Origin of the sequence: Micromonospora sp. BQ11, from assembly GCF_052068135.1 — a bacterium.
In the GTDB taxonomy this organism is placed as follows: domain Bacteria; phylum Actinomycetota; class Actinomycetes; order Mycobacteriales; family Micromonosporaceae; genus Micromonospora.
In genome coordinates this window covers 312236-329143 of sequence record NZ_JBQHDB010000001.1, presented here as the reverse complement: position 1 = coordinate 329143, position 16908 = coordinate 312236, and the positions used below count along the sequence as shown (strand labels likewise).

Annotated in this window: 14 protein-coding genes; 5 read left to right on the top strand and 9 right to left on the bottom strand. The window is 72.7% G+C overall.

The window, feature by feature from the left end; all coding sequences use genetic code 11:
* Positions 1-23: 23 nt before the first annotated feature.
* From ACTMSW_RS01645 to mca, 4 genes are all read right to left on the bottom strand, one after another.
* Positions 24-2069 carry a thioredoxin domain-containing protein gene (locus ACTMSW_RS01645; protein WP_441178611.1) on the bottom strand — a complete coding sequence of 682 codons (2046 nt, stop codon included), beginning with the start codon at positions 2067-2069 and terminating at the stop codon, positions 24-26.
* A 70-nt stretch (positions 2070-2139) separates the two neighbouring features.
* A complete protein-coding gene (locus tag ACTMSW_RS01640) occupies positions 2140-4629 on the bottom strand; it encodes a putative bifunctional diguanylate cyclase/phosphodiesterase (RefSeq protein WP_441179039.1) in 2490 nt (829 codons plus the stop codon).
* Positions 4630-4845: 216 nt separating this feature from the next.
* On the bottom strand, positions 4846-5139 hold the full coding sequence (locus ACTMSW_RS01635; RefSeq protein WP_441178610.1) for a hypothetical protein: 294 nt from the start codon (positions 5137-5139) through the stop codon (positions 4846-4848).
* A 48-nt stretch (positions 5140-5187) separates the two neighbouring features.
* Entirely contained in the window at positions 5188-6069 is an 882-nt protein-coding gene (mca, locus tag ACTMSW_RS01630; protein ID WP_441178609.1) for a mycothiol conjugate amidase Mca, read from the bottom strand.
* 198 nt (positions 6070-6267) lie between these two features.
* On the opposite strand from mca, the gene ACTMSW_RS01625 reads away from it, so the two are divergent.
* Together ACTMSW_RS01625 and greA are read left to right on the top strand one after the other, a co-directional pair.
* Positions 6268-6702, top strand: coding sequence for a DUF4307 domain-containing protein (locus tag ACTMSW_RS01625; RefSeq protein ID WP_441178608.1), 435 nt, complete (start codon positions 6268-6270; stop codon positions 6700-6702).
* A 97-nt stretch (positions 6703-6799) separates the two neighbouring features.
* A complete protein-coding gene (gene greA, locus ACTMSW_RS01620; protein WP_441178607.1) occupies positions 6800-7297 on the top strand; it encodes a transcription elongation factor GreA in 498 nt (165 codons plus the stop codon).
* Positions 7298-7387: 90 nt separating this feature from the next.
* Here the strand turns inward: greA and ilvA are convergent, their stop codons facing one another.
* Genes ilvA through ACTMSW_RS01605 form a run of 3 tightly spaced genes read right to left on the bottom strand, consistent with a single transcriptional unit; the run spans position 7388 to position 11218 of the window.
* Positions 7388-8608: a threonine ammonia-lyase gene (gene ilvA / locus ACTMSW_RS01615; RefSeq protein WP_441178606.1), complete on the bottom strand. Its 1221-nt coding sequence runs from the start codon at positions 8606-8608 to the stop codon at positions 7388-7390.
* 50 nt (positions 8609-8658) lie between these two features.
* Positions 8659-10059, bottom strand: coding sequence for an amidase (locus ACTMSW_RS01610; protein WP_441178604.1), 1401 nt, complete (start codon positions 10057-10059; stop codon positions 8659-8661).
* A gap of 16 nt (positions 10060-10075) precedes the next feature.
* Positions 10076-11218, bottom strand: a complete 1143-nt coding sequence (locus tag ACTMSW_RS01605; RefSeq protein ID WP_441178602.1) for a cystathionine gamma-synthase — start codon at positions 11216-11218, stop codon at positions 10076-10078.
* 121 nt (positions 11219-11339) lie between these two features.
* Here ACTMSW_RS01605 and ACTMSW_RS01600 point away from each other — a divergent pair, with 121 nt between their 5' ends.
* Positions 11340-11759, top strand: coding sequence for an HIT family protein (locus ACTMSW_RS01600; protein WP_441178601.1), 420 nt, complete (start codon positions 11340-11342; stop codon positions 11757-11759).
* 63 nt (positions 11760-11822) lie between these two features.
* On the opposite strand, the gene ACTMSW_RS01595 is transcribed toward ACTMSW_RS01600, so the two are convergent.
* Positions 11823-13472, bottom strand: a complete 1650-nt coding sequence (locus tag ACTMSW_RS01595) for a PKD domain-containing protein (protein WP_441178599.1) — start codon at positions 13470-13472, stop codon at positions 11823-11825.
* A gap of 174 nt (positions 13473-13646) precedes the next feature.
* Positions 13647-14141 carry a GNAT family N-acetyltransferase gene (locus tag ACTMSW_RS01590; protein ID WP_441178598.1) on the bottom strand — a complete coding sequence of 165 codons (495 nt, stop codon included), beginning with the start codon at positions 14139-14141 and terminating at the stop codon, positions 13647-13649.
* Between the two features lie 116 nt (positions 14142-14257).
* On the opposite strand from ACTMSW_RS01590, the gene msrA reads away from it, so the two are divergent.
* Together msrA and ACTMSW_RS01580 are read left to right on the top strand one after the other, a co-directional pair.
* Complete coding sequence (msrA, locus tag ACTMSW_RS01585) at positions 14258-14920, top strand: peptide-methionine (S)-S-oxide reductase MsrA (RefSeq protein WP_441178596.1); 663 nt, start codon at positions 14258-14260, stop codon at positions 14918-14920.
* Positions 14921-15122: 202 nt separating this feature from the next.
* Entirely contained in the window at positions 15123-16907 is a 1785-nt protein-coding gene (locus ACTMSW_RS01580; RefSeq protein ID WP_441178595.1) for an N-acetylglutaminylglutamine amidotransferase, read from the top strand.
* Position 16908 lies beyond the last annotated feature (1 nt).

The window sequence follows — 16908 nt, the reverse complement described above, 5'->3', positions numbered from 1 at the left end:
ATCCGGCCTGCGGAACCGCGCTCCTACCGGCCGACGAGCTGCGCGACGAGGTCGTCCACGTCCGTCACCGGACGTTCGCAGACGAAACCCCGGCAGACGTACGCGGTGGGGCGCCCGTCGACCATCGGCCGGTCGGCGAGCAGCGGGATCCCCGGTGCGCCGGACGGACCCGCCACGATCACCGCGCCGGGCGGGGCGTGCCGGTGCGCCGCCACGAGCAGCGGGTCCCCGGCCGGGTCCTCGGTGACCACGGCGACCTCGTACGGACCGGAGAGCACCGCCTCCCCGACGGTGGCCGCGTAGCCGGTGAAGCGGGCGTGCCGGCCGACGATGGGCGCCACGGTCGACAGGGCGGCCTCGGCGGCCTTCCGGTAGCGGGTCTCCCCGGTCAGCGCCGTGTACGCGACGAGCGCCGCGACGATCGCCGACCGGCCCGACGGGGTGGCGTTGTCGGTGGGGTCGGCCGGTCGCGCGACGAGCTGCTCGGCGTCGTCGGCGGTGTCGTAGAAACCGCCGCCGGGGGCGGCGAAGTGCTCCAGGGCGACGTCGAGCAGCTGCCCGGCCAGGGTGAGCCAGCGGCCCTCCCCGGTGAGCTGGTGCATGGCGCAGAACGCCTCGGCGACGCAGCCGTAGTCCTCCAGCACCCCGGCGGACTCGCCGACCCGCCCGTCCCGGGACGTACGGCGCAGCCGGCCGTCCACCAGGTGCGCCCGGGCGAGGTGCTCGGCGGCGTCGCGCATCGCGCCGTCGGCGACGATCGTGACGCCCTCCATGAGGTTCGCGTCCTCGGCCGGGCCGGCCAGCGCGTACCCGGCGGCGACCTGCTGGAACTCGGCGATCGCGGTGACCGCCAGCCCGTTCCAGGCGGCGACCACCTTGTCGTCGCGGGCCGGCTGCGGCCGGTTGTCCCGGGCCGCCAGGAGCCGACGCGACACGTCCTGCCAGCGGGCCCGCACCTCGGGGTCGGCGTCGTCGATGTCCCGGGCCAGGCGCAGCACGCTCGTGCCGTGCTCGAAGGTGCCGGATTCGGTGACCTCGAACAGGTCGGCGGCGAAGCGGCCGTCGGACTCGCCCAGCGTCTCGACGAGCTGCGCCGGCGTCCACACGTAGGTCAGCCCCTCGACCCCCTCGGTGTCGGCGTCCAGCGCCGAGGCGAACCCCTCACCGGGGCGGTGCAGCTCGTCGGCGAGGAACCGGGCCGTGTCCCGGGCGACCCGGCGCGCCAGCGCGTCGCCGGTCAGCCGCCACAGCTGGGTGTACGTCCGCAGCAGCAGCGCGTTGTCGTAGAGCATCTTCTCGAAGTGCGGCACGGTCCAGTGGCCGTCCACCGAGTACCGGGCGAACCCCCCGGCGAGCTGGTCGTGCAGGCCGCCCCGGGCCATCGCCTCGCAGGTGTGCCGGACGATCTCCAGGCTGCGCGGCGAGCCGGTGCGCTGGTGATGCCGGAGCAGGAAGAGGAGGTTCATGTGCGGCGGGAACTTCGGCGCCCCGCCGAAACCGCCGTTCGTCGCGTCGTACTCCCTCCCGAGCTGCTCGGCCGCGGCGTCGAGCACGGTGGCGTCGAGCGGCGCGGTGGGGCCGCCCACGGCCTGGGCGCCGCCGATCGCCTCGACCACGGCGGACCCTTGCTTGAGCACCGCCTCGCGCTGGTCGCGCCAGGCGGTGGCGACGGACTGGAGCAGGCGGACGAAGTTCTCCCGGGGGAAGTAGGTTCCGCAGAAGAACGGGGTGCCATCGGGCGTGGCGAAGACGGTCATCGGCCAGCCGCCCTGCCCGGTCATCGCCTGCGTGGCGGTCATGTAGACGGCGTCGACGTCCGGGCGCTCCTCGCGGTCCACCTTGATGGACACGAAGTCGTCGTTCATCAGGGCGCCGACGTGCTCGTTCTCGAACGACTCGTGGGCCATGACGTGGCACCAGTGACAGGCCGCGTACCCCACGGAGATGATCACGGGCACGTCCCGCCGCTTCGCCTCGGCGAACGCCTCGTCACACCACGGCCACCAGTCGACCGGGTTGTCGGCGTGCTGGAGCAGGTAAGGGCTCGTGGCGTCAGCGAGTCGGTTCACCCGACGACCATAACCATCCCGACCGTCGCCCGCCGGAGGAGTCGACCGGCCGACGCGGACATGGACGGGGTCAGCCGGCGCCGTCGGCGCGGAGGGGGAAGACGTTGGGGCGGGCCTCGTCGAGGAGGGTGCCGAGGACCGCCCCGATCTTGTCGGCCGGCATGGGCTTGAAGAAGTGGTAGCCCTGCGCGGCGGTGCAGCCCAGCTCGGCCAGCACGGACCGCTGTTCGGCCGTCTCCACGCCCTCGGCCACCACGCGCAGGCCCAGTTCCTGGGCGAGTCCCACGGTCGTCCGGACGATCGCCGCCGCCTCCGGTGAGTCGGCCATCCGGATCACGAAGGAACGGTCCACCTTCAGCTCGTCCACCGCGATCCGGGTGAGGAACGTCAGCGACGAGAAGCCGGTGCCGAAGTCGTCGACCGCGAGCTGCACGCCCATCGTCCGGAGCGTGGCGAGCACCTCGTCGATGATCTCCAGCTCGCTCATCACCACCGTCTCGGTGATCTCCAGGACCAACCGGCGTGGTGGCACCTGGTGCCGGCGCAGCGCGTCCCCGATGTCCGTCGGGAGCTTCGGATCCTGGAGGCTGCGGGCCGAGAGGTTCACCGAGATGGGCACGTCCAAGCCGTCCCGGGCCCACTCGGCGGCGACCGTCAGCGCCTTGTCCAGCACGTACCGCGTGAACGTGCCGAGCTGCTCGCTGTTCTCCACCGGGCGGATGAAGTCGTGCGGGCCGAGCCAGCCGCGGCGCGGATGCCGCCACCGGATCAGGGCCTCCACACCGGTCGGCGCCCCGGTGGCCAGGTCCACGGCGGGCTGGAGCGCCAGCACCAGCTGGTCGTCGACCGCCAGCGCCTCGCGCAGCTCCGCCAGGAGCGCCAGCTGGTCGGTGCTGGCCGCGTCCCGGGCCGCGTCGTACGCGGCGACGCTGCCGCCGCCCTCCTTCGCCTGGTACATGGCGATGTCGGCCCGGCGCAGCAGCTCCGTCATGTCGGCGGTGCCCGCGTCGGCGACGACCACCCCGACGGAAACCTCGACCGACATCCGCACCCCGGCCACCTCGGTGGGGGCGGCGAGCCGCTCGGCGATCTCACGGGCCTGGCGCAGCGCGTACGCCATCGGTGCCGCGCGGTCGCCGACCACCGGGACCGACGTGAGCAGCAGGGCGAACTCGTCACCGCCCAGCCGACCCAGAACGTCGCCGGTGCGGGCCAGCACTCCGAGGCGGCTCGCGGTCAGGCACAGCAGCTGGTCGCCGGCGGCGTGCCCGAGGGTGTCGTTGACGTCCTTGAACTGGTCGATGTCGAGCAGCAGGAGGGCCACCGGATGGTCGTGGGCGAGCTTGCGCAGCGTCTGGTCGCCCTTGCCGAGCATCGCCGCACGGTTGACCAGACCGGTCAGCGGGTCGTGCACCGCCTCGTACGACGACCGCGCGGTGACCAGCCGCAGCTCCCGGTGGGTCGCGGCGTCGTGCAGGGCGGCGGCGAGGGCGTCGCCGAAGGCGGCCACCGCGTCGTGCTCGCGGGCCGTCGGCGGCGACGACCGGGGCAGGCGTACGCGCAGCGTCCCCACCTGGGTGGCGCCCACGGTGAGGGAGCGGACCAGCTCGCACTCCGCCGGTTCGTCGCCGGGAGGCGGACCGACCTCCCGGTCGACGACCTGGCCGCTGGGATCGCCCCGGTAGCGCCGCCACCGGCCCTCGCCGCGCGAGACGTCGACCTCGACCAGCTCCGCGTGGAAGAGGGCCAGCGCGCCGGTCACGGCGGCGGTCGCGACGCTTCGTTCGTCGAGCTGGTTGAGCGCGGCGGTCGCGTCGGCGAAGGCCCGCCAGGCCCGCCGTTCCTGGTCGGCCCGGAGCCGGTGCCGGTAGGTCTGCTGGAGCAGCCACAGCGGCGGCGGGAGCAGCAGCAGCCAGCGCGCGTCGAGTTCCAGCAGCGCGACCACCACCACGCCGACCGCGACGTTGCCGACGAACATGAGCAGCTTGCCGCGCAGCGCCGCCAGCATGAGGGGCCCGGCGGGTACGCCGTACCGCAGGGCCAGGGTGCCGGCACCCAGCAGGGCGCTGACGAGGAGGTACGCGACGCAGCCGGCGAGCAGCGCGAACGCGAGGGTCGGGGTGGGCGGGGCCAGCAGCGGTCGGTGGAAGGCGCTGGTGACCGCGACGGCGAGCGCGGTGGCGGCCGACAGGGAGGCCGCGATCCGGACGACCTCCCACACCGGCCGGCGGTCGGAGAACAGCGACATGGCGGCCCAGGCGAGCCCGGCGCCGCACAGGGTCGCCGCGGGAAGCCAACCCGCCGGTGCCAGGTACAGACAGACGATGAGGGCGGCCTCGCCCCAGGTGATGCTCACCAGGCCGGCCGAGGTGCGGAACCGCAGTCGGGCGAGTTGGGCGACGGCGACGACGCCCACGGCGAGACCGAACCGGGCCGGCCCGCCCAGCGGGTCGTCGGCCGGGAGACCGGTCGGCAGGGTCGCACCGAGCGCGGAGGCCACCAGGGCGGTCAGCGTGACGGCGGCGGTGAGCAGGAGCAGCCGGGCCCGGACGCCGGGCACCTCCCGCCAGGGTTCGTCGGCCCCGGCGGACGTCACCGATCCCCTCCCGTCGCCGGCCGCCGGAAGGTACGACGAGCCGCCGCTGCTGTGACGGTCATCGGCGCCCCCTTCCGCGCACGGCTCGGAGGACGTCTGGTCCCCCCGGCGGAAGGCTAAGCCAAACCCGGTGGCCGCAACAGGGGGCGACCACCGGGTTCGTCGTGATTCATGCCCGGACTAGCCGTTCCGGTGCTGCTGACGCCCGTCGGGTGCGTTCGAGGATGAATCCTGCGTTCCGATCCCGTCTGTCGGATCGCCGACTGCCGCATCGGCCCGGGTGTGGTCGGTCGACGGCGGCTGCTGCGGGAACCGGTCGGGCAGCCGACGCAGCCGGGCGTTCATGTTGCGGATCAGCAGGACGGTCGCGGTCGCCAGGAGCAGGATGAGGAACAGGCCCATCGGCCCGGCCAGCCCGCCCGTGCGGGTGTCCCCGAAGTTGTTCTGGGCGAGCACCTGGGTCACGGTCAGCATGGTGTTCCTCCGATGTGCGGTTGGAGACCAGCGTAGCCCCGTGCCCGGTCAGCGGACATGGGCCGTCTCGCGCACCCCGGCGAAGAGGTCCGACTCCGGCAGCGGGCTGTCGACCAGCGACCGGACCAGCTCGAAGTCCTCCGTCGGCCAGGCCCGCCGCTGGAGGTCCATCGGTACGTGGAACCAGAAGCCGTCCGGGTCGATCTGGGTGGCGTGGGCGCGCAGGGCGTCGTCGCGGACCGGAAAATAGTCGGCGCACTCGACACGGGTGGTGATGCGCGGGCCCTTGTCCGGCCGGTCCTCCCAGCGCTTGATCCACTCCCCGTACGGCGACTCCAGGCCGGCGGCGAGCATCCCCTCGTGCAGGGCCATGATCTTGCCCTTGGAGAACCCGATGTCGTAGTAGAGCTTCAGCGGCTGCCACGGCTCGCCCAGGTCGGGGTAGCGCTCCGGGTCACCCGCCGCCTCGAACGCCTCGACACTGATCTTGTGGGTCATGATGTGGTCGGGGTGCGGGTAACCGCCCTCCTCGTCGTACGTGGTCACGACGTGCGGACGGAACTGCCGCATCAGGCGCACCAGCGGCCCCGCCGCGTCCTCGACCTTCTGCAGGGCGAAGCAGCCCTCAGGCAGCGGCGGCAGGGGGTCGCCCTCGGGCAGCCCCGAGTCGACGAAGCCCAGCCATGCCTGCTCGACGCCGAGGATGGCGCGGGCGGCGTCCATCTCGGCGCGGCGGATCTCCCCGATGTTGGCCCACACGTCCGGTCGATCCATCTTCGGATTGAGCACACTTCCGCGCTCTCCCCCGGTGCACGTGACCACGAGGACGTCCACGCCCTCGGCCACGTACTTGGCGGTGGTAGCGGCACCCTTGCTGGACTCGTCGTCCGGATGCGCGTGCACCGCCATGAGTCGCAGTCGCTCTGCCACCTTTGGCGCTCCTCGTCTCTGCCCGCCGGCGGTCACACCCCCGGACCGCCCGGCTGACCTGCCGGAATCCTTCCCCGTGCCCGGACCTGCCGGCACCGACCTGTCATGCTTGACAGCAGGGCCGGCTGGGAGAATGGAACATGGAACTCTGCCATTCTTGCCGATCCAGCCGACAACAACGCCAGGAGATACCCGCCGGTGACCGAGACGCACGCCACAACCGGAACGGACGCGCCGGTATTCCCGCCCGGCCGGTACGGCCGTCGCCGGCAGCCCGGCCGCCGCCGTCCGCTGCTGGTCGCACTGCTGGCGGTCGCCCTGCTGGCGACCCTGGGCGTGGTCAGCCTCCGGCTCTACCAGCAGTACGGCGATCCGACCTACCGGGCCGAGGTGATCACGTACACGGAGATCACCGACGCGCAGGTGCTGATCGACTTCCGGGTCGCCCTGCCCGAGGGCGGGCAGGCCGTGTGCGTCCTCCGGGCACGGGACCGCGCCGGCGCGCAGGTCGGCCTGGAGCAGGTGACCGTGACCGCGTCGCCCGGCCAGCGGCAGGTCACCACGCAGCACCGCCTGGCGACCAGTGGTCGCGCGTTCATCGGCGAGGTCCTGCGCTGCCGGCCCACCGCCTGACCGGGCGGTCGCTTGATCACCGGCAACCTGTGTCGTACGGCACTGGTAACTTGGAAGTTCACCTGTCAGCCAGCACGCACATCTGAGGAGAACGCCTGTGTCCACTGGCAACGAGGCGCCCGCCACCTGGCTGTCCCAGGACGCGTTCAACCGCCTCCAGGCTGAGCTCGACGAGCTGATCGCCAACCGGCCGGTCATCGCGGCCGAGATCAACGCCCGGCGCGAGGAGGGCGACCTGCGGGAGAACGGCGGCTACCACGCCGCCCGCGAGGAGCAGGGCAAGGCCGAGGGGCGCATCCTCTACCTGAAGGAGCTGCTCCGCACCGCCCAGGTCGGCGAGGCCCCCACCGCCGACACCGTGGCACCCGGCATGGTCGTGACGATCTACTTCGACGACGACAAGGACGACACCGAGACCTTCCTGCTCGGTTCCCGGGAGATCTCGTCGACCACCGACCTGACGGTCTACAGCCCCGAGTCGGCGCTGGGCAAGGCGATCCTGCACTGCCGCCCCGGCCAGACCTGCACCTACACCGCCCCCAGCGGCGCGGACATCAAGGTGACCGTGGTCAGCTTCGAGCCGTTCTCCGGCTGAGTTCCACCCCGGGCCTGCGACCGGCTCCGCCGGTCGGCCCGGGGTGCGCGACGTGCGACATCGAGGACCGAGGCGTGACACCGACCGGTGTCACGCCTCGGCCGCGAAGACCACCTGGTAGCCGCTGGCCCGCAGGGCGCTGATCAGCGTGTCCGAGTGCTCCACGCCGCGGGTCTCCACCGACAGCGCGACCTCCACCTCGCCCAGTCGCAGGTGCGGGTTGGCCCGCTGGTGCTCCACGTCCACCACGTTCGCCCGGTGCTCGGCGATCTCGCTGAGCAGCGAGGCGAGCTGGCCCGGCCGGTCCGTGCAGCGCACCGTGACCCGCAGGTAGCGACCGGCGGCGGCGAGGCCGTGCTCGATGACCCGCATCATCAGCAGCGGGTCGATGTTGCCACCCGAGAGCACCGCCACGACCGGGGCCTCAACCTCGACCGCGCCAGCCAGCAGCGCGGCCACACCGACCGCACCGGCCGGCTCCACCACCTGCTTGCCCCGCTCCAGCAGCATCAGCAGCGCCCGGGAGATGTCCTCCTCGGAGACCGTCACCACCTCGTCGACGAGCTTGCGGACGTGGGTGAAGGTCAGCTCCCCCGGCCGCCCGACCGCGATGCCGTCGGCGATCGTGCTGAACGCCGGGAGGCGTACCGGTTCGCCGGCCACCAGTGAGGGCGGGAAGGCCGCGGCGCTGGCCGCCTGCACGCCCACCACGCGGACGTCGGGGCGCAGCGCCTTCGCCACCACCGCGATGCCGGACACCAGGCCGCCACCGCCCACCCCGGTGATGATCGTCTTCACGTCGGGGCACTGTTCGAGGATCTCCAGCGCCACCGTGCCCTGACCGGCGATCACGTCGGGGTGGTCGAAGGGGTGGATCAGGACCGCCCCGGTCCGCTCGGCGAACGTCTGCGCCGCGACCAGCGACTCGTCGACCGTGTTGCCGACCAGTTCGACGCGGGCGCCGTACCCCTTGGTGGCGGCGACCTTCGGCAGCGGCGCGTTCACCGGCATGAAGACGGTGGCGTGCGTACCGACCAGACCGGCGGCGAGCGCCACACCCTGGGCGTGGTTGCCGGCGCTCGCCGCCACCACGCCACCGGCCCGCTCCGCCTCCGACAGCCGGGAGATCCGCACGTACGCGCCGCGCACCTTGTAGGAGCCGGCCCGTTGCAGGTTTTCGCACTTGAGCCAGGCCAAACCGCCCAACTGCGCGCTCAGCGGCCGGGAGGGCTCCAGCGGGGTGGTACGGACGACTCCCGCGAGCAGCTCCCGCGCGGCACGTACGTCGTCCAGGCCGACCAGTTCCGTCATGCCCCGATCGTGCCACCCGCCGCCGGGGCGGCCGGCGGCGACGCCACCGATCAGGAGATGGGGGTGGGGACGCGGGGGTAGCCGGGGGCGTGCCGGGGCCAGGGGGCCTCCATCTCGAACTGGCCGGCGACGCCGAGGAGCAGCAGCTCGGAGCCGGGCGGGCCGACCAGCTGCACCGCCACCGGCAGCCCGTCGGGGCGGCGGCCCACCGGGACCACGATGGCCGGCAGACCGGCGATGTTCCACGGGGCCGCGTACGGGGCGTACCGGATGTTGGCGACGACGTTCGACCGCCAGGACCGGCCCGACCAGCCAGCCGCCTCCGGCGGAGCGGTGGCCAGTGCCGGGGTGAGCAGCAGGTCGACCGAGTGGTCGGTGAAGAAGCCGATCGACCGCTCGCGCCAGACGGCCCGGTCGGTCTCCCGGACGTACCCGCGCCGCTGCGCCCACTCGCCGAGGGCGACGTGCCGGCGGTTGCGGCGCTGGAGGCCGGCCCGGTCGATGCCGGCGGCGCGCACGTCGGCGGCGGCCGCGGCGAACCACGTGGCGATGCCCTGCAGGCCCAGCGCGGTCGGGTAGACCGGATCGGCCGGGACGGTGTCGTGGCCGGCGGCGGCGAGCAGTCGGCCCGCGGCGGCGACCGCGTCCCGGTTCGGCTGGTCGGGCTGCACCCCCCGCACCGGCGACCGGAGCGACACCCCGACGCGCAGCCGCTGCGGCGGCACCAGCTTCTCCTGCCGGCGGCCGGCGAGCACCTGGAAACCGACCGCCGCGTCGGCGACGGTGGTGGCGAGCATCCCGTGCTCGGTGAGGCCGAACCAGTCGTCCGCCCCCAGCTGGCACGGGATCACACCGCGGCCCGGCTTCAGACCGACCAGGCCGCAGCAGGCCGCCGGGATCCGGATGGAACCGAGGCCGTCGTTGGCGTGGGCGATCGGCACCAGGCCCGCGGCCACCGCCGCGGCCGCGCCCCCGGAGGAGCCACCGGGGGTACGCGTCGAGTCCCACGGGTTGCGGGTGACCGCCGTCTCGTCGTCGGTGATGCCCCACAGGCCGAGTTCCGGCATCCGGGTGACACCGAGGATCACCGCGCCGGCACCGCGCAACCGGCGGACCACCTCGTGGTCGGCCTCGGCGATCGCCGTGCGGGCCGCCGCCGAGCCGTTCCACGTCGGCAGGCCGGCGACGGGGGTGTTCTCCTTCACCGCCACCGGTACGCCCGCCAGGGGGAGGTTGGCCAGGTCCTCCTGCTCGTCGACCTTCTCCGCCTCGGTGATCGCCTCCCCGCCGCGTACCGCGCGGAACGCGGCGAGGCCGGCGTCGGCCCGGGCGATGTGGTCGAGATGGTCGGCGACCACCTGGGTGGCCGACACGTCGCCCCGGCGTACACCCCGGGCGATCTGCTTCGCGGTCGCCCCGACCCAGGTCGGCATGATGTCCTGCACGGCCACCCTCCCCAGTGCGCGGTCAGCCCAGCGCCTGCTCCAGATCAGCGAGCAGGTCGTCAACCGTCTCGATGCCGACAGACAGTCGCACGAGATCGCCGGGAACTTCAAGCGGCGAGCCGGCGGCACTTGCGTGTGTCATCCGGCCCGGGTGCTCGATCAGGGACTCCACACCGCCCAGCGACTCGGCGAGCACGAAGAGCTTCGCCCGGTTGCAGATGTCCACGGCGTGCTCCTCGCCGCTGGCCGCCCGGAAGGAGATCATGCCGCCGAAGCGGCGCATCTGCTTCGCGGCTACCTCGTGGCCCGGGTGCGAGGGCAGCCCCGGGTAGATGACCTGACCGACCTTGGCGTGCCCCTCCAGGTACGCGGCGATCCGCTCGGCGTTGTCGCAGTGCCGGTCCATGCGTACGCCCAGGGTCTTGATGCCCCGCAGGGTGAGCCACGCGTCGAACGGACCGTTGACGGCGCCCATCGCGTTCTGGTGGTAGCGCAGCTCCTCGCCGAGGTCCTGGTCGGCCGCGATCAGCGCGCCACCGACCACGTCGGAGTGCCCGCCGACGTACTTGGTGGTGGAGTGCACCACGACGTCCGCGCCGTGCGCGATGGGCTGCTGGAGGTACGGGGAGGCGAACGTGTTGTCGACCACCAGCAGCGCCCCGGCGTCGTGCGCGACAGCCGCCAGGGCCGCGATGTCGGCGATGCCCAGCAGCGGGTTGGTGGGCGTCTCCACCCAGACGATCTTCGTCGTGCCCGGGCGGATCGCGGCCCGGACGGCGTCGGGGTCGGAGACCTTCGCCGGGGTGTACGCGAGACCCCAGCGCTCGGCGACCTTGGCGAAGAGCCGGTACGTGCCGCCGTACGCGTCGTCGGGGATGACCACGTGGTCACCCGGTGCGCAGACGGTCCGCAGGAGGGTGTCCTCGGCGGCCAGGCCGCTGGCGAAGGCGAGCGCGACCGGCCCGCCCTCCAGTGCGGCCAGGCACTCCTGGAGCGCGTCGCGGGTCGGGTTGCCCGAGCGGCTGTACTCGTAGCCCAGCCGGGGGGCGCCGACGGCGTCCTGGGCGTAGGTGCTGGTCTGGTAGATCGGTGGGATCACCGCGCCGGTGCGGGCCTCGGGGTCCTGGCCGGCGTGGATGGCGAGCGTCTCGAAGCCGTGACTCATTCCCCGAACGTTAGTCCAGTGCAAGGAAGGGCCCCCGCTTAACGCCTCCGGTAGAGAAAGGGCCCCTGCTTAACAACGCGCCGACAGGCGATCCTTCGACGCACGGCTCTACGCTCCCGACATGGCCGGGTGTGTGTTCTGCGGGATCGTGGCGGGTGACGTGCCGGCGTTCCGGGTGGTGGACGAGCCGGACGGGGTGGCGTTCCTGGACACCCGGCCCGTCTTCAAGGGCCACGTGCTGGTGGTGCCCCGCACACACCTGGTCACCCTCGGCGACCTGCCACCCGAGTCGCTGGCCGGCTACTTCGGGCTGGTGCGTCGGCTGGCCGTCGCGGTGGAGGCCGGGCTCGACGCGGGCGGCACGTTCGTGGCGATGAACAACAGGGTGTCGCAGTCGGTGCCACACCTGCACACCCACGTGGTGCCCCGGACGAAGGGTGACGGCCTGCGGGGCTTCTTCTGGCCCCGCACCCGCTACGCCGACGACGCGGAGGCCCAGGGGTACGCCGACCGGGTCGCCGCGGCCCTGGCCGGCCGCTGACCTACCGGGCCGGCCGACGAGGTGACGAGGTGCCGTCCCGGACCGGTCGATGGGGACCCGGCGCTACGGCTGGAGGACGACCGTCCAGGTCGTCGTGGTGGTGCTGGCCGCCGCTCCGGTGGCCGCCAGGCCGCCGTAGGTGCCGGCCGGGACCGAACCGCCCGAGTCGGCCAGCAGGCCGGTCACCCGGCCACCCCCGGTCTGCGAGCTGTTGCTGCGCACCTGGACGCCGGACGGGGCGACGAGCGAGGTGGAGACGCTGTCGCCGTGCATCCAGTAAGACACGGCCCAGCTCCGCTCGGCCGTGACCGGGGCGTACGGGGTGACGCGGACGGCGGTGCTGGCGGTGTCGGAGGCGCGGGCGAACGCGGCCACCGGCTGCGTCGGATCCGTGCCCCGGTAGGCGGCGAGCACGAGGTTGCCCTTCGACTGCGACCCGAGCGTCACCCGTACGGTGGATCCCGCGTCGGCCGGCTCCGCCACCTTCCACCAGGCGCTGGTGGCGCCGTTGCCGGCGGCCACCCGGTCGAGCGGGGTCCATCCGGCGACGCCGCTGGGCGAGCCGGTGGTGGCCGGGGTGTTCTGGCTCAGGAACAGCAGCAGGGCGTCGCCGGGCTGGACGTCGGACGGCACCGTCACGGCGTGTGTGACGGCGTTGGTGTTGCCGGTGGCCTGCCCGACGAACGAGATCGCCTCCGCGACCGGTGCGACCGTGACCTGGGCGGTGGCCGTGTCGGTGGCGCCCCGGTCGTCGGTGACGGTCAGCGTGACGGTGTACGTGCCGGCCTGCGCGTAGGTGTGCGAGGTCGTGGGCACGCTGCCGGTGCCGGTGGTCGTACCGTCGCCGAAGTTCCAGGTGTGGTTCTGGATGGCGCCGTCGGCGTCGGTGGAGCCCGCGGCGGACAGCGTGCAGACCAGACCGGAGCAGGTCGGGGCGAGGTCGGCGACCGGAGCCTGGTTGGGCGCGCTGCCCGCGCCCTTGAGGATCCTGACGTAGTCGATGTCGCCGGCGAAGTAGTCACAGGTGACGTTGACGCCGTCGCAGCTGCTCTTGCCGCCGATCGACAGCTGCCAGTTGTTCGCGATGGTGCCGGTGGGGCCGGTCAGCCGGCTCGTCCGTACCCCGTCGACGTACATCTCGACGTAGGCCGAGGTGCGGACGCAGGTCACGGTGTGCCACTGACCGTCGGCGATGGACACGTCGGTGTAGCCGGTACGCGAGGCGCCGTTGCCGCCCCGGAACAGACACTTGGGCTTGCCCGAGGGCGCCTCGAACTTCCAGTAGCCGCCGGCCGTGGCCCCCTGACCCTTCTGGATGATGTTCCCGAAGGAGTACGTGGTGCGGTAGCGGATGGTGAACGAGAAGTCGCCGGCGTCCGGGTTGAAGGCGGTGTTCGCCGGCACCAGGTCGACGTGCCCCGGCACGTACTCCTTGTCGACGGGGTTGTGGAACGCGAAGCGGTGTCCGGTCGCGCCGTCGTAGAGGGCGCCGGTGACCACCTCCGACCCGATGGTGCCGTTGCGTCCGTTGCCGCTGCTGTCCTTGAGCACGGTCGCACCCGCCGGCTCGTCCATGCTCCAGAAGGCGACGGTGCCGGTGGCGTCGGCGTACGTCGGTGCTGGCCCGGCGAGGATCCCCACCGCCGTCAGCAGGGCCGCGACGCCCAGTCGCCCGGCCGTTCGCACCCCTCGCCGCCCCGTGATCGAACGCATGCGATCGGCCCCTCTCCATGGCTGGACCCTCACCCTGTCACGGGAGGCAGTACGACTCCATGACCCGATGGGTTGAGCGCAAGGGGCCCCTGCGGCGGCCGGTGGAAGCCGGGCATCCGGGAGGTGCTCCACCGTTCCGGGACACCGGCGGCCGGAGGGGCGGGTCGCGCGGCGTCAGCTCGGCCGGGCGTACCGGGTGATCCAGAGCCCGGGGGCGACCTCCTCGTCGGTGGTCGCGGTGAAGCCGAGAGCCTCGTAGAGGCGGCGGGCCGGTCGGTTCGCACGACCGGTGGCGACCAGGACGCGGCGGGAGCCGGCGTGGTGCAGCACGGCGGTCACCAGGGCCCGCCCGACGCCGCCCCGGTGGGCGGCCGGGTCGACCACGAGGCGGTCGATGTCGACGACGGCGGCGTCCGCGGTCCAGGCGATCGCGCCGAGCAGCCGTCCGTCGGCGCAGGCGCCGAGCCAGCACAGCGGCGCCGCGCGCAGGTCGGCCAGGGTCTCGCGCAGCGGCGGGATGCGGTCGTCGCCGATCAGGGCGGCCTCGACGGCGTACGCGGCGTGCTGCACCGCGAGCAGCGACCGCGCCAGCGTCTCGTCCGCGCCGGGCCGGATCTCGCCGATGGTGAGCTGCCCCGGCGTGCCCCACCGCGCTCCGGTCAGGTCCATGTCCGTGTCGCCTCCTCGATCAGGTGTATGCCGTGTGCCTGAGCGCCGGAGGTACGGGTAAGGAAGCGGGACCCCGCGGCGTTGCACGCAGGGAAGGGTACGAAAGGAGTCCCATCGTGTTCCTGCGCCGCATGAAGGCCGACATGATCACCCCCGACCAGGCTCTGCCGGGGCGCCCGATCGCCATGCCGATCGCCGACCGGCACGAGGTGCTGGGCACCCCGCTGAAGGGTCCGTTCCCGGAGGGCGCGCAGGTGGCCGTCTTCGGGATGGGCTGTTTCTGGGGCGCCGAGCGCCTGTTCTGGACCCTGCCGGGCGTCATCACCACCTCCGCCGGTTACGCGGGTGGCTACACCGGAAACCCCACGTACGAGGAGGTCTGCTCCGGCCGGACCGGGCACGCCGAGGTGGTCCAGGTCGTGTACGACCCGAAGGTGATCAGCTACGAGGACCTGCTCAAGGTCTTCTGGGAGAACCACGACCCGACCCAGGGCATGCGCCAGGGCAACGACGTGGGTACCCAGTACCGGTCCACGATCTACGTGACCACCGACGAGCAGCTCGCCACCGCGCAGGCGTCCCGGGACGCGTTCGCGCCGATCGTGGCGCGGGCCGGCAAGGGTGAGATCACCACGGAGATCGATCGGCTCGGCGAGTACTACTTCGCCGAGGACTACCACCAGCAGTACCTGGCGCCGACGAAGAACCCGAACGGCTACTGCAACCACGGCCCGAACGGGCTGAGCTGCCCGGTCGGCGTGGCGCGTACCGCCGGCTGACAACGGTCGACGGTGTTACCGGGCCTGCGGTGTTTGTCACACCGCAGGCCCGTGTCGATTCGGGCACCCCCGCGACACCAGGGCCGGACGTCGACGCAGATCACGCACCGTGAGCGAGGGGCGGACATCCTAGCAACGACGTCACGCAATCGTCATCAGCTCAACAGGCGAATCGCAACATCCTCTGGCACCATTGCCTGCCATGTGCGGACTTGCGGGAGAGTTCCGCCGTGACGGCTCACGCGCTGATGTGGCGGCGGTGGAGCGCATGGCGGCCACGATGAGTGACCGGGGACCGGACGACAGCGGGGTGTGGGCCCAGGGGGCGACAGCACTCGGGCACCGACGCCTCAAGATCATCGACCTCTCCGCCGCGAGCGGGCAGCCGCTGGTGGACGCGGAGGCCGGCCTCACCGGCGTCTTCAACGGGTGCATCTACAACTACCGCGAGCTGCGCGCGGAACTCCAGGCGAAGGGCCACCGCTTCTTCTCCTCCGGAGACAGCGAGGTCGTCGTCAAGGCGTACGCCGAGTGGGGCCTGGACTTCGTCGACCACCTGATCGGCATGTTCGCCGTGGCGATCAGCGAGCGGGACACCGGCCGCCTGGTGCTGGCCCGGGACCGCCTGGGCATCAAGCCGCTGTACCTCGCCGAGACGCCGGGCCTGGTGCGCTTCGCCAGCACCCTGCCCGCGCTGCTGGCCGGCGGCGGGATCGACACCTCCATCGACCCGGTCGCGCTCGCCCACTACCTGAGCTTCCACAGCATCGTGCCGCCGCCCCGGACCATCCTGCGCGGCGTCACCAAGCTGCCCCCGGCGACCGTACGGGTCTACGAGGCGAACGGTTCGACCTCCGAGCGGGTCTACTGGGACCCGTCCTTCACCCGCGACGCCGGACGGGCCGGCTGGTCGGAGAAGGACTGGCAGGACGCCCTGCTGGAGTCGCTGACCACCGCCGTACGCCGACGGATGGTCGCCGACGTGCCGGTCGGCGTCCTGCTCTCCGGCGGCCTGGACTCCAGCCTGGTCGTGGCCCTGCTCGCCGGTGAGGGACAGCGCGGCCTGTCCACCTTCTCGATCGGCTTCGACTCCGTCGGCGGCCGGGAGGGCGACGAGTTCCGCTACTCCGACCTGGTGGCGAAGACCTTCGCCACCGACCACCACCAGATCAAGGTGCCCACCGGCGACCTCGTGCCGCCGCTGGAGGCCGCCGTCGCGGCCATGAGCGAGCCGATGGTCAGCCACGACTGCGTGGCCTTCTACCTGCTCAGCGAGGAGGTGGCGCGGCACGTCAAGGTGGTGCAGTCGGGGCAGGGCGCGGACGAGATCCTGGGCGGCTACCACTGGTACCCGCCGCTGGCGAGCGTCGGCCGCGAGGACGCCCTCGACACGTACGCCCGGGCCTTCTTCGACCGGGACGCGGCCGGACTGGCGCAGGTACTCAACCCGGACCGGCTGGCCGACGGCGACCCGGCGCGGGAGTTCGTGGCCGCGCACCTCGCGCGGGCCGGCGCGGAGACCGCCGTGGACGCGGGCCTGCGCATCGACACGCAGGTCATGCTGACCGACGACCCGGTCAAGCGGGTGGACAACATGACCATGGCGCACGGGCTGGAGGCCCGGGTGCCGTTCCTCGACCACGAGTTCGTGGAACTCGCGGCGAGCTGCCCGCCGGAGCTGAAGCTGGCCCAGGGCGGCAAGGGTGTGCTCAAGGAGATCGGGCGCCGCGTCCTGCCGCACGAGGTGATCGACCGGCCCAAGGGCTACTTCCCGGTCCCCGGCCTCACCCACCTGGAGGGCAAGCTCCTCGACCGGGTCCGGGACGCGCTCTCCGCGCCCGAGGCCCGCCGGCGCGACCTGTTCCGCACCGGGTACGTGGACGCGCTCGTCGCCGACCCGAACGCCGAACTGACCCCGTTGAACGGAAACAAGCTGTGGCAACTCGGACTCCTGGAAATGTGGCTCCAGAGCCACGGAATCGACTGAC

Excerpts from the sequence above, each read along its gene's own strand:
- ACTMSW_RS01635 (WP_441178610.1), bottom strand. The coding sequence starts at position 5,139 with ATGCTGACCGTGACCCAGGTGCTCGCCCAGAACAACTTCGGGGACACC.
- ilvA (WP_441178606.1), bottom strand. The coding sequence starts at position 8,608 with ATGACGGAACTGGTCGGCCTGGACGACGTACGTGCCGCGCGGGAGCTG.
- ACTMSW_RS01605 (WP_441178602.1), bottom strand. The coding sequence starts at position 11,218 with ATGAGTCACGGCTTCGAGACGCTCGCCATCCACGCCGGCCAGGACCCC.
- ACTMSW_RS01600 (WP_441178601.1), top strand. The coding sequence starts at position 11,340 with ATGGCCGGGTGTGTGTTCTGCGGGATCGTGGCGGGTGACGTGCCGGCG.
- ACTMSW_RS01595 (WP_441178599.1), bottom strand. The coding sequence starts at position 13,472 with ATGCGTTCGATCACGGGGCGGCGAGGGGTGCGAACGGCCGGGCGACTG.
- ACTMSW_RS01590 (WP_441178598.1), bottom strand. The coding sequence starts at position 14,141 with ATGGACCTGACCGGAGCGCGGTGGGGCACGCCGGGGCAGCTCACCATC.
- ACTMSW_RS01580 (WP_441178595.1), top strand. The coding sequence starts at position 15,123 with ATGTGCGGACTTGCGGGAGAGTTCCGCCGTGACGGCTCACGCGCTGAT.